The following is a 13724-nucleotide window of genomic DNA, read 5'->3' as shown; positions in this document are numbered from 1 at the left end:
TGTACTTTTTTCAATCCATGAATAGAAAAATACTAGAAATGCTAGTGGGAATTTGCCTTCTCGCTTCATGCTCAGATAGTGACACAACATCATTACCTGAAATTGAAGCGATGCGGGTAAATATCTACCCATCTATCGGCAAGACAGCCAAATTAACCGTCTCATTAAGTCAACCCCATGAGGCGTATTTGGATTATTGGGAAACAGAAAACACAGCTTCGATAAAGACCATACACCTCCCAATCTCAGAAAATGCGGAGCAAACCGCTTTGCTCACTCAACTAAAAGAAAATACAACCTATAGCTATCTCGTCAGATTTGGCGAAGAATCCGTAGAATCAAACGAAATTCAAGCCTTCCAAACCCCAGCTCGTCTAGATGCAGTTGATCTTTTTTATGACGAATCAAAAAATCAAATAGACACTGACCTGGAGGGTCATTTCCTCTTTCATAAAACCGGGCATCCATCAGTAATTCTTTTGGTAGATGGTAGCGGACAAGTGGTATGGTATCGCACCTCTCCCAACATGATAAAGGTAGCCAACCTCACCCATCACAATACGATCCTTACCATCGAAAGCACAACAGATCAGGGCTTCTCCGATGGAGACAGAATACTGGAAACCAATCTGGCAGGAGATACCCTCCTCTTACTGTCCTATGGTGAAAATGATTTTAACAAAATTCCACATCACGACCTATTTCTAACAGATGAAAACCATGTGGCCTACCTCACCCAAGAGTTCCAAGATGAGTTTAGTGGTGACGGTATTTTGGTACTTGACCGCAGCGGTCAGAAAGTATGGGAATGGACTTCCTTTTCTGAAATAGCCAAACCAGATCTGGCTACATACGTCCAACCGTGGGGCAATTCGCTGGTAGAAGACGAAACAGCCTACTACGTTTCGTTTCGTGCCCTTTCTCAGATTTGGAAAATCAACAAACAAAGCCATCAGGTCGATTGGAAATTGGGTGCAACAGGTAACTTTCAATTGTTAGACGATTCAAAGTTTTTGTTCCAGCATTTTGCTCATTTCAACTCCTCAGGCGATCTGATGCTATTCGATAATGGGGCTTCGGATAATCGACCATTTTCACGTATCTTGTCGCTTGGTTTGACTGACGAGAATCAAACCATCTCACCCAAAATTAACATTCAACTGCCAGCGGAATATTTCTCTCCGTTTATGGGTAGTGCCCAGCAGTTGAATACCGAAGAATTCTTAGTCTGTAGTGCGACCAATGGTATTATACTCGGTATAAATCAATCCGGTCAGATCAATTGGCAACTCACTGCACAGGACAGGATGTATCGTTGTGTTTATATTGAAAATTTATTTTAAATGACAATCAAGGAAAATTTGTACAATGGGCGCATCGTCTCTATCGATGCTTTTAGGGGGATTACCATATTGGTAATGATTTTTGTGAATGAGCTGGCGGGGGTGTCCGAGGTACCCCAATGGATGAAACACATGCCAGCGGATGCCGATGCCATGACCTTCGTCGATCTGGTTTTTCCGGCCTTCCTTTTTATCGTCGGAATGTCTGTCCCCTTCGCATTCAATGCACGATTGGTGAAAGGCGATCGTCCATTGGTGATTTGGAAACATACGCTCAAAAGATCACTGGCGCTGATCATCATGGGCTTGTTTATGGTGAATGCTGAATACGGTTACAACCGAGCCCAAATGCTTATCAGTCCGGCTCTTTGGGCATTTTTCGCGTATTCACTTCCCATTCCCATTTGGAATAAATACACTAAAGACTTCTCTTCGCTCTGGAAAAACATACTCCAATACGGGGGCATGTTGGGGTTTGTGGCACTTTACTTTCTTTATGTACAAGACACTGGTGAGATCGGTATGACCCCAAAATGGTGGGGCATCCTAGGGCTCATTGGCTGGGCTTATTTGTTTACTGCAGTTTTCTACTGGTTTACTAATGGCAATCTCAAAGCTATGATTGCCTTCTTTGTGATCAGTGTAGTGGCCAACTGCATCAACCAAACGGAAGGTCTCATCATCACTGAATTAAGCGCGTTCAAATTTATAGCAGGACACCTTACCCATGCAACCTTGGTAGCAGCTGGCGTCATTATTTCACTTTTCTTTTTTGATGGTAAAAGTAAAGCAGACCTCAACTGGCGAGTGGTTGGGTTTGGGTTGCTATTCTTTCTGGCTGGCTATCTGTTGAGACCCTATTACGAGGTCTCAAAAATCAGAGGCACGCCTTCCTGGACATTGTACTCTGCCGGACTGTGCACCTTCATCTACTACGCTTTGTACTGGCTGATGGAAGTAAAAAAGAAAACCAACTGGAGTGAATTCTTCATGCCTGCAGCGGCCAACCCACTTTTGATTTACATCCTACCGGGTATCATTATTTATTTCAACCTATCCATAGGGCTGCGAATCATACCTGAGTATTTCGACAGTGGAATACCAGGCATTTTGTGGTGTGCAGTCTTCTCGGTCATCATGCTATACCTGATGAAAGTTTTCAACAAACTAAATATCCGATTGCACTTATAGGGATTAAGATTCCCTATTCAAATAACAAAATATCCAATTGGTCGTAAACGTAACATTGTAATAACAGGCAACGAAACTGTTGTTTGTAACTTACCCAAGAAAAATGGGAGTCTAAGCCCATTTATCATGCCTTTTAATGCCGCTGCCTTCGGGCAGGGGCATTTATTTTGATGAAAACAATTCTTTGACTATCCCAACGATCCGTAGTTGGTCATCTTCAGACAAACTACTGCCCGAAGGCAGACACAATCCCTTTTCAAATAAGCGCTCAGAAAAGCCATCTCCATAATAAGGATAGGAATCAAATACTGGTTGCAAATGCATCGGTTTCCAAAATGGTCGCGCCTCAATGTTGTGCTCTGCAAGCTTGGTTCTCACGCTTTCTGTTGTAACTCCACTGGATTGTTCCGGATCAATTAACATCGTAGTCAGCCAATGATTCGAAAAATAATCCGAAGTCGGTTCACTCAAAAACTGCACTCCAGGCAATGAATCCAAATGCTTTCTATAAAACTGATTCACTGTTCTTCGTTTCGATACGCGCTCTTCTATCACCTGCATTTGTCCACGGCCAATACCGGCCAAAACATTACTCAATCGATAATTATAGCCAATTTCAGTATGTTGATAATGGGGCGCTTCATCTCTGGCCTGAGTAGCCAAATGAATAGCTCGATCAATCCAATCTTTATTGTTTGAAACCAATGCGCCACCACCCGAGGTAGTAATAATTTTATTCCCGTTGAAAGAGTAAATCCCAAGGTCACCGAATGTCCCCAGCATTATACCCTTGTACTTGCTTCCAAATGCCTCTGAGGCATCTTCGATCAAAGGAATATCATATTTTCGGGCAATGGACAGTATATCTTCCACTTTTCCTGGCATGCCATAGATATGCACAAAAATGATGGCCTTAGGCTTTTTTCCTGCTGCTATCCTATCGGAAATGGCCTCTTCGAGAAATTCAGGAGATAGGTTCCAGCTTTCCGGTTCACTTTCTACCAATACCGGTGTGGCCTTCTGATAGATTATAGGGTTGATGGTTGCCGCAAAGGTGAAAGTAGAAGCGATCACTTCATCACCCTGCTGCACACCCAAAAGAATCAAAGCCAAATGAATGGCCGCCGTTCCTGAAGACAATGCCGCACAATTTCTACTACCTGTATAATCGCAAATAGCATTTTCAAATTCATCTACATTGGGTCCTATTGGAGCTATCCAATTGGAATCAAATGCCTCATTCATGTATTTTTTCTCTTCACCGCTCATGTGAGGAGGCGACAGATATATTCTCTTATTCATCTACTGGACGGTTCCCTTAAACTTTTCCATGGTCACAAAACTGCCTGAAGAAATCCCTTCTCTTAGTACTACCTTTTTCAAGGTCAACAAAAGTATTTTTAAATCCAACCAGAAACTGACATGATCGACATACCACAAATCCAACTGAAATCGCTTTTCCCAATCGACGGCATTTCTTCCATTCACCTGAGCCCAGCCGGTTATTCCAGGGAGCACCTCATGGCGTTTTTTCTGTTCTTCATTATATAGGGGCAAGTATTCCTCTAGCAAAGGTCTGGGACCAACCAAACTCATTTCTCCTTTGATCACATGGAGGAGTTGAGGAATTTCATCCAAAGAAGTCTTTCGAAGCCATTGCCCTATGGGTGTAATTCTTTGGTCGTCCGACAGGAGATTTCTTGTGCCATCCATGGCCTTATTCATGGTTCTAAATTTCACCATTCGAAACGTCCGACCGCCTTTACCCGGCCTGCTCTGAATAAAAAAGGGGTTTGAAAAGGACTCTAACAGCAATAGCCCCATAATTGTTAATCCGATAGGAAATAACAAAACAAACAATATCAAAGCGATGATCTTGTCTATGAGTGGTTTGATATAGTTGCAGTAGATAGTCAATAGTTCGCACCTAAATAGCGGTCGTATTTATTGCGAACGAATTTAGCCACAATTGCCTAAACCTGAGATGAACAATAGGTATATCGACTCAAATCGATACACCTTATCAATAATTTAAGGTCAAGTTGAACCCTAAGATTTAAAGACTAAACATAAATGTCAGGCTGAGCCAAGTCGAAGCCCATCTTTGTTTAGTCTTTTCGTTATTATCAATTAATAGAATCTTTCTTCTCCCAGTCTACTACTGGTGAACGGTAGAAGTCTATTCCTTCTGATTCGAAACGCAGAGCCTGAGCGGCCAAGCGAACGCGATACGTTTCCCAATTTCTGATCGACTGAGGTGACCAGCCAATCTCTGCATACCCTAATAGTCGAGGAAATACCAAATACTCGATATCCTCCATATTTTCCACAGTCTCTGTCCAAAGGGGTGCTTCTATACCATAAATCAACTCGGAGGGCACCGTAGCATTCACGGAGTCAGGATCCCAATTATATGCCTGATCCACTTCTATCAACGCCGCCCAATCATACCCAATGCGACTGGTGCTGTCATACTTCATATCCATATAGGCCAGCTTAGCTGGGGATAGTATGATTCTGTTGCCATTTTCGGCGGCTTTGGAAGCATTGCCTGCACTGTTCCACTGCTGCACAACACTTTCTTTTTCTATTTCGCCTTGAGCGATTTCGTCCCAGCCCATCATAGTTTTGCCATACTTGGATACAATTTTCTGCGCCCGATTGATGAAATAGATAAAATCTTCTTTCTCCGTGGCGTGACTCTCGTCACCACCAATATGAATAAATGGCCCCGGTGTAATCGCCGCGAGCTCTTTGACTACCGCATCTACAAACTCATAAGTAGCTTCATTGTCCGTACACAAGGTACTAAAGCCCACTTTGGTTCCTGTGTATAATTCGCCCACCTTGCCATCGCAATTCAACTCCGGGTAAGAAGCCAGCGCCGCTTGTGTGTGACCCGGCAAATCGATCTCCGGAACAATAGTGATAAACCGATCTGCTGCGTATTGCACAATGTCCTGATACTGCTCCTGGGTGTAGAAGCCGCCGGCACCTCCTCCCACTTCAGTCGAAGCACCAATAGCAGTCAATGCTGGTTTGGATTTGATTTCAATTCGCCAACCCTGATCATCGGTCAGGTGCAAATGCAGCACATTAAATTTGTAGGCCGCGATGAAATCGATGTATCTCTTCACATCTTCCACACCAAAGAAATGTCTGGACACATCCAGCATAGAACCCCGGTAGGCATATCTCGGATAGTCACGAATAGTGCCCGTAGGTATTTCGATAGGTCTCTCATCCGATAGCGGTATCAATTGCAACAAAGTTTGCAATCCATGAAACACCCCACCCGAATGATTCGCTGATAGCAAAATCTGATCATCAGAGATATTCATTACATATCCTTCCTCCCCCAGTTGCTCATCATTGGCATCCAGAGACAATACGATATCAGCCTTTTGATCAGTAGTCAATTTCATTCCTGGTTGGGCTTTTATCAAATACTCGGCTGGGCCTTGTAAGGAAGCATCAGCTATTTGAATAGTAGCCGCCCTCGCCAATTGGAATCTATCGCCAGTGCCAGCAATCTCCACTGGATGAGGGATAAGTGTGTGATCTGCAAGATTGGTAGGTGGTTTGGTTTCGCAACTCGTGACCAGTAATAAGGCACCCAGGACTAAACCCAAGACATAGGCATACTTCGATTCTAAATTCATAAATTCGATTCGTTTTAATTAATAAGAAAATTAGAACTAGAAGTTTTGGAGTGGGAGTAAAAATCGAAATACGCTTTTGTATTTTGATTTTCAGACTTTAAATATCGGTCATTTATATGAAAAAAATGAGTGATATCATTTTTTCTACTAGTGTCTCCCGGTGATTTCTTGTTATCTTTAAGATTCACTCTACCGATCTACAATGACCGCGGGATACTCCTCCACACCTTTAGCCAAAAAGCTTGGTATCAGATCAGCTTTCAAAGTGCATCTGGTCAACGAACCAGCGCACTATCATAGCCTGTTCTCTGACTGGCCTGAACTGGTGGAAAAAGTAGATACACCAGACAAGGAATCTCTAGATTTCATTCATGTGTTTTGTAAAGAAGAAAAAGATCTGAAAGAAGCCGCCGAGCATATCCCTCTGCTCAAGAAAAACGGGATCCTTTGGGTGAGCTGGATAAAGCTTTCTTCTAAGCTCCCCTCCTGCTTCAAAGAAAACCACATCCGAGACTACATGCTAAATGCCGGTCTGGTAGATGTAAAAGTCGCCGCCATAGATGCCGACTGGAGTGGACTGAAGTTTATGTATCGACTGAAGGATCGCTAAGTGATTTTGGAATCCTTTTCAGAATCAATTATTATTGTTAAGCAGCCCTTCTGAGAAAAATCAAAGTTTAGTATGTAACAAATAAGCTCCCCTGAAAATCGGGGTAGTTGAAAGGTAAATAACAGTCATACTGTGATCGTTTATTTCAATATTTAGGAGATAACGATCATATGCCAAAGGCATCCCTTTGGGAAAGGTGCCGTTATTTACAAGTTACCCAGCATATATGAAGAACTTAATCATAGCAATCCAAATAATTATCTTGGTCTCTTGTACTTCTAAGTCAGAGATATTAACTGAAAACGGCAAAATCAAAGACGGAACGTTCTATTGCGATAAGTTTGATTGGGAAATAGATATTCCAGAAGGTTACACTATCACCAGCTTACAAGAAAAAGAAGATCTTGAGGAACTAGGATATGATGCTATGAAAACCGAAGTTCCAGAGGGATATGAAGTGCGTGAAAATAGACCACACCTAATTGGTTTTGAAATTGATGAATTCAACTCCTTTTCATCTTCGCTTGAACCATTCGGATCAACCAAGATGTCAATGGAAGAACACCAGAAATTCGTATCTGATCTTCTAAAAAAGACATACAACGAGCTAGAAGGAGTCAAATTTGAACAAGAACTTTCGACCGAAAACATTGGTCAGAGAAAATTCTATAATATCAAAACAAAGCTATTCAACCAGAAGACTGATGAATTAATATTGACACAAGTAATTCTTAATACCAAAATTGGTGCAGATCTATTCAGTTCATCAATAAACTATAAGTCTGAGGATGTCTTCGAGACTCTTTACAATAACTTCAAAAAATCATTGAATTAAAACGCTGGGTAACAAATGCTATGAATGAATGGGGTTTTATTGGTCAGGATATTTTCGTGGGTATTGGAAAGCCCGCCACAAGTTTTATTTTTAAATCAAAGCGTGGCTATGTGCGAGAAGAGAGGTTAGTGCTTTCTAATCCCCACTCATCATAGCTGAGCGTTACCTGCAAGCTGAAAAAAACGATGGAAGTTAAATACGACAAAATAGGAATTGATTACAATCTGACCCGAAAAGCGGATAATTATTTGACCGAACAATTACTTCATCATTTACAACCGACCAAAAAAGGAAAATACTTGGATATTGGTTGCGGAACAGGAAATTACACAAGTGAACTTCAAAAAAATGGATATGATTTCATTGGTATTGACCCTTCCGAATTAATGTTGGAGAAAGCAAAACTTAAAAACAACAGAATCGATTGGAAAGTCGGTTACGCAGAAAATACCGGACTTCCAGAAAGTTTTGTGGACGGAATAATCGGTTCTTTGACAATACATCATTGGACTGATTTAACAAATGGATTTTCAGAGCTGAATAAAGTCTTAAAACCAAACGGTAGAATTGTGATTTTCACATCAACACCTGAACAAATGAAAGGTTATTGGCTCAATCATTATTTCCCAAAAATGCTTTCCGACTCAATAATTCAAATGCCAACTTTGGAAAAAGTAAAAAAAGCTATGAAAGATAGTGGAATTGAATTCTTGGAGACGCACAGATATTTTATAAAGCCTGACTTGGAAGACCAATTTTTGTATTGTGGAAAACAAAACCCTGAACTTTACTTTGACGAGCAAATTAGACACGGAATTTCTTCATTTTCATCCTTATCAAACCGAACGGAAGTGGAGAATGGATTATCGGAATTAAGAAAAGATATCGATAGTGGAAAAATTGAAGAAATAATAAAATCCTATGAAAATGATTTGGGAGATTATTTATACGTAATAGGAAAAAAAGCCAGCAGGTAACAATGGCTATAAGTAATTGCTTGTTCTCGCCTACTTCTGAAAATCCTCGCGGATTTTCAGTTTGGTGTGTACTTGCAAAGTTAAGTGCTAAACTACGCAACTACTCATAGCCGAGACCGTTGTGCCTCATTGAATAGAACACATAGTACGAAACATTAATGGATTTTAAACCGAGCATAAGCGAAAAATTCTTAGACCTCTTTTACAAAGAGATTGAATGTGATATTCCTGATACTAATTCAAAACTCAACCTGCATATTCTTAGAATTGAGAATAACCAGTTTTGTTATGATGAACTGATTGATCAGCTGGGAGAAAGTATGATTCCTTTTGCCCTTTCACGTAAGGAAATACTGGATTTAAAAAGCAGTGGTAAAATTTATGGCTTGGTAAAAAAAGCGTCCAGAAAATTTAGAGAACATACTGTCAATGACGGAGAAGCAGGGGAACTGCTTCTGTTTTCATTTCTTGAAGCACATCTTAAAGCACCTAAAATTCTGACAAAATTAGAAATCAAACTTTCGTCAAACGATTATGCTAAAGGTTCAGATGGCATTCATTTACTTGAATTAGCACCAAAAAACTATCAGCTCATTTTTGGAGAATCAAAACTATATCAAGAACTGACAACATCATTGACGAAAGCATTTGAATCAATCCATGATTTTCGAACAAGAAAAAAGAATAACATCCATGATGAAATTGGCTTGATCAATTCGCAATTATGTAAAGAGGCATTTGATGAAGACCTTTATCAATTTTTAAAATCTGTTATCATGCCAAAGGCTAGCGATACCGACCCTATTGAAAAGAACAATGCCTTTGCCATTTTCGCTGGTTTTGAGATTGACCCAACCGATGAAGAAAAACGGTTGAGCAACGATAAATTTTTGGCTTTGATTAAGTCCAAAATAAAAGACGAAGTAGAGGGCAAAATGAGCCACATCAAAAAGAAGATTGATGAATTCGAACTATTCAGTTACACGTTCTACGTTTATGTTTTTCCATTCATGAAACTGGATGAAACGCGAAAAGAAATCATCAAAAAAATAACAAGAGCTGAAGAATGATAGAACGCTTAGCCAATGATGTTTTGCAAGATGAATACTTTATTAAGCTCAATAATAAAGCGGCAAAACTATTGGCTAATAATTTATTTTCGGAAAATGGTAGAAGTATAAAATTGACCGAAAAGGAATTGAATGACACGCTTCGCTTTGCCGATATACTTTCAAATTCCAAAAACCCAAAAGCAAGAAACAAAGCCTACCAACTTATCACCCTGCTCAATGAGGATTACAAAGCAAATCCTTATTACCAGACCTTCTCACATTCTGTATTGGCAAAATTGGGCAACTTTCCCGGAATTGAGTTTTTGCAGAATGAAAACAACAGTTCTGAATTACCCTTTGACAGGGAACTTGAAAAGAAGGTCAAGGAGTTTATACAAGCCGTTCCCGATACCGAAGATTTAATTTTTACCGATTCACAATTTGAACTATATAAGAAGATTAGCGGCTCGAAACATTTTAGCTTTTCAGGCCCGACTTCAATGGGCAAATCGTTTATCATTAAATCCTTTATTAGAAAAGTAGTAGGCAACAAACCGCCTGAGAATATTGTCATCATGGTTCCGACTAGGGCTTTGATTAACCAGTTTTCTATAGACCTCAACAAAGAACTCAAAGAGGTTTTGGATCATTACAACTACTCTGTAGTTACCAACTCCAATGTTTCTGAGTTACCATCAACAGAACATCACTATATTTTTGTGCTAACTCCTGAAAGGCTTTTGAGTTATCTATCCCAAAAAAATAATCCTCCCATTGCTTATTTATTCATAGATGAAGCGCATAAACTGGCAGCAGAAAAAGACAGTCGAGCAGTAACCGCATATTCAGCCATTTCAAAGGCACTAAGGAGAAATCCCAACCTTAATTTATATTTCTCTTCTCCTAATGTTTCGAATCCTGAAGTCTTTCTGAAATTATTTAAGAAAGACGAAAAGCAATTTTTTAGAACCATAGAAACACCAGTTTCACAAAATCTGTTTTTTGTTGATTTGGTTGAAAAGAAGGTCACCCATTACTTGGATGATGGTCATTATTTATTTGAACCCTTAATCGTAACAAAGTCAGAAACGATTTATGATTTGCTTTCTGCAATAGGTGACGATGAAAGCAACATTGTGTATTGTAGTTCAAGATTTGATGCAGTTGATAAAGCTTCCAAACTATTTGAGCGAAATAAAGACAAACAGATTGAAGTTTCCAGAACCGTAAAAAAGGTTATTCGCCAAATCAAATCTTACATCCATAAAGATTACTTCTTGGGCGAGTTTCTGAATAGGGGGATTGGCTATCACTATGGTAATCTTCCGCAAATAATAAGAAACAAAGTTGAAGGACTTTTTAAAGAGCGTGAAATCAACTTCGTGTTTTGTACTTCGACCCTTTTAGAGGGTGTAAATCTGCCTGCTAAAAATGTTTTTATCCTAAATAACAGGGTACATGGAAATTCATTTTTTAAGCCAATCGACTTTTGGAATCTAGCTGGCAGAGCAGGTCGCTTAAAATTAGAATTATCCGGAAATATTATCTGTCTGAAAGAAACTGAAAAAGAGTGGAAAAAACATGAGGATCTTTTGGCAAAAGAAATCGATATTAAACTGAACCCCTCAGTTGAAAGTTATATTGATAAAAGACTAAAGAAGATTGAACAAATTCTTCAAGAAAAACCTGATGTAAAATTTGAGTCAGGTATAATGAAAGAGATTTTAGAATATATAGCTAATATCATCAATATAGATACTCTTGAGATTCAACGAAGTAACTATAGAAGTGAAATTATCCAAAAACTGATTGCTGAAAATAAGGAAGCAATAATTGAATTAGCAAAAGAGAAAACAACCAAAGTAGAAGTTCCTTCTAGCGTATTAAATACTAATAATTCAATCAAACTAAATATTCAGAATGAGGTCTTTATTGCTTTGAAAAAGCAAGCCAAGAATCCATCTGCCATCAAATTGCCAAGCAGGGTTACTTATGAAATATGCCAAGAATGGCTTCATAAATGCTACTCAATGTTTCATTGGTCAACAGAGGAAAAACGATTCAAATCTGAAAAGCAACTTGACTATTATGCTGTCCTGATGAATCAATGGATCAATGGAATATCATTGAGCCAAATCATCAATGAATCTATTGCTTATTACATCCGCAAAGGCAGCACATTGATGGTCGGTTATAAAAATGGGAAACCAACTTATGAGGTGTTCGACAATAGTAAACAACATATCAATGTTCTTATTGGTAACATCATCGATGATATTGAAAGTGTTCTTCGATTTCTTTTCGAAAAATACTTCAATAACTACTATGCCATGCTTGTAGAAATTTTGGGAGAAGATAATGCAGGTGTAAACTGGGCAACATTTTTAGAATATGGAACACAAAACACTATCGTAATCGCTTTACAGAATTATGGACTTTCAAGACACACAGCAGACTATATTTTTAAGAAATATAAAGACTGCTTAAAAATTGAAGGTGACAAACTCATTGAAATCAATATTAAGAGATTAAAGAGTAGATTAAACAAAGAAGAAATAGAATATGATGAAATCAGTTCGATTCTTTTCTAAACAAATAAATAAAACAAGGAAGGCACAACAATCGCTATAAAAACATGCCCTTCGGGACACGTTTCATAGCGGAGCCGTTGTAGAGTATTGATGCAAACTACAATCAATAATTGTTAAAAGATATGGGAGTTGTTTTAACTATTTTGTTAATAATAATATTTGGAATTCCGATCTTAAGCGGAATTATTCCAATCATATTTTTCCCATTGAACCTTCTATTCAGTTCAGAATCAAGTTTTGGAGAAAGGCTCCTAGGTTTGGCTCTTTTGGCAGGTGAAATTTGGCTTCTAATAGTAATTATTCGTTTTCTTTATGGATTAGAACCAACATATGGATAAATCAGTTCTTTTTGTCACTAGCTTAATAAACTGGACAATTCTGTCCGGTATATTTCTTGGTTTTATAGTCATCATCAAGAAATTCTTACCAACACATCAAGAAAACGAGGATGAAGTAATCCCAATTAAGCTTTTGGGCGTCAAGATTCCGATTTTGTATTATTCTTTGGCCATAGTTGTTTGGACGGTTATTCATCTATTTTTCACGTTACAACTAAGATCCACTATAAGTAATGTAGATATATCCGAAAAAGAAAATATATGGAATAGCGTAACTGGACATGGAGGAATAGTATTCTTAAACATGCAACCTCGAAAACTTGTTGAGGGCGGTGGGCCTTTTGGAATTGATGTTTATCAAGCTGAAAGCTTTGATTTAACATTTATTGCATTGATAGTCTTTGTACTAATTACTTTTTTCAGCCTCATATTAAGCCTAATTCCCACTATAAAGAAATTTGAAGATCGGATTAAGACTAATAAGTATCTAAAATCAAGAGTTTTCAAATACCTTCCTCTACAACTGATTTTATTCATTTCCGCTCTTTTGTGTCTAATGAACTATTTGATTGGCAGTGAATGGATAAAAATACTTTCCAGTCTTAAAGGACTTCAATAAAAACACTCTACAATCGAGTAGACGCCCCACCAGCGATAACTGATGGGGTGCGTCTCTTGCCATAGGCATCACTTCAGGGCACACCACCAGATCCTTCCTTCGTCAGGACAGGCCAAGCGGTTCTGGTATACGGCGGTTCGTAAAGCATAATGTATCGCTCTTTACACCGACACATCTTTCCGCTACTTTTAAGCATAGGCTATACCAAGGTATTCCTATGCGAATTTTCGCTTCACAATACGTTCGGTCCTTCCCAATCTTGTGAGGTCTCCGTCTAATCCTTTGCGGTGACAGCTCTTTGCTAATTGGTACTATGACCTCGGCTGACTTCTCAGTCCCAACTCGTGGAATCCGAGATCTCCCCAGGTAAGAGCATATTCCTTCACCCAATATCCACTGGATCTACCTGCAAGGTACTTGGTGGTTACTCACCCTTTGGACGTCAGTATGATGTGCTACCTCATCCGATCCTACCGGCCTCTGTATCCAGTCGCCCGGCGACCCGG

11 protein-coding genes are annotated in these 13724 nt (G+C 39.2%); 8 read left to right on the top strand and 3 right to left on the bottom strand.

From position 1 onward, the window contains the following. Positions 1 to 17: 17 nt before the first annotated feature. The gene (locus tag R8N23_RS06095) at positions 18 to 1343 is read left to right on the top strand and encodes an aryl-sulfate sulfotransferase (RefSeq protein WP_318170681.1); all 1326 of its coding nucleotides are present in this window, start codon (positions 18 to 20) and stop codon (positions 1341 to 1343) included. After that, entirely contained in the window at positions 1344 to 2534 is a 1191-nt protein-coding gene (locus R8N23_RS06090) for a DUF5009 domain-containing protein (protein ID WP_318170680.1), read from the top strand. A 162-nt stretch (positions 2535 to 2696) separates the two neighbouring features. On the opposite strand, the gene R8N23_RS06085 is transcribed toward R8N23_RS06090, so the two are convergent. The 3 genes from R8N23_RS06085 to R8N23_RS06075 form a co-directional block, all read right to left on the bottom strand. After that, positions 2697 to 3836: a DegT/DnrJ/EryC1/StrS family aminotransferase gene (locus R8N23_RS06085; RefSeq protein WP_318170679.1), complete on the bottom strand. Its 1140-nt coding sequence runs from the start codon at positions 3834 to 3836 to the stop codon at positions 2697 to 2699. Then, the gene (locus R8N23_RS06080; protein WP_318170678.1) at positions 3837 to 4451 is read right to left on the bottom strand and encodes a sugar transferase; all 615 of its coding nucleotides are present in this window, start codon (positions 4449 to 4451) and stop codon (positions 3837 to 3839) included. Positions 4452 to 4660: 209 nt separating this feature from the next. Then, positions 4661 to 6196: a beta-N-acetylhexosaminidase gene (locus R8N23_RS06075; protein WP_318170677.1), complete on the bottom strand. Its 1536-nt coding sequence runs from the start codon at positions 6194 to 6196 to the stop codon at positions 4661 to 4663. A 202-nt stretch (positions 6197 to 6398) separates the two neighbouring features. Here R8N23_RS06075 and R8N23_RS06070 point away from each other — a divergent pair, with 202 nt between their 5' ends. The 6 genes from R8N23_RS06070 (at position 6399) to R8N23_RS06045 (ending at position 13218) form a co-directional block, all read left to right on the top strand. Then, positions 6399 to 6806, top strand: coding sequence for a DUF3052 domain-containing protein (locus R8N23_RS06070; RefSeq protein WP_318170676.1), 408 nt, complete (start codon positions 6399 to 6401; stop codon positions 6804 to 6806). A gap of 226 nt (positions 6807 to 7032) precedes the next feature. Further along, a complete protein-coding gene (locus R8N23_RS06065) occupies positions 7033 to 7641 on the top strand; it encodes a hypothetical protein (RefSeq protein ID WP_318170375.1) in 609 nt (202 codons plus the stop codon). A 185-nt stretch (positions 7642 to 7826) separates the two neighbouring features. Continuing rightward, positions 7827 to 8618, top strand: a complete 792-nt coding sequence (locus tag R8N23_RS06060) for a class I SAM-dependent methyltransferase (protein WP_318170675.1) — start codon at positions 7827 to 7829, stop codon at positions 8616 to 8618. A 158-nt stretch (positions 8619 to 8776) separates the two neighbouring features. Beyond that, complete coding sequence (locus R8N23_RS06055; RefSeq protein ID WP_318170674.1) at positions 8777 to 9688, top strand: DUF1837 domain-containing protein; 912 nt, start codon at positions 8777 to 8779, stop codon at positions 9686 to 9688. Beyond that, positions 9685 to 12261, top strand: coding sequence for a DEAD/DEAH box helicase (locus tag R8N23_RS06050; protein ID WP_318170673.1), 2577 nt, complete (start codon positions 9685 to 9687; stop codon positions 12259 to 12261). Before R8N23_RS06055 ends, R8N23_RS06050 begins: the two co-directional genes overlap by 4 nt. Positions 12262 to 12591: 330 nt before the next feature. Continuing rightward, positions 12592 to 13218, top strand: a complete 627-nt coding sequence (locus R8N23_RS06045; RefSeq protein ID WP_318170672.1) for a hypothetical protein — start codon at positions 12592 to 12594, stop codon at positions 13216 to 13218. Positions 13219 to 13724 lie beyond the last annotated feature (506 nt).

This window comes from Reichenbachiella sp. (assembly GCF_033344935.1).
Lineage (GTDB): Bacteria > Bacteroidota > Bacteroidia > Cytophagales > Cyclobacteriaceae > Reichenbachiella.
Note: the sequence above shows the minus strand (reverse complement) of the source record. Positions and strands in the feature narration are given on the sequence as shown.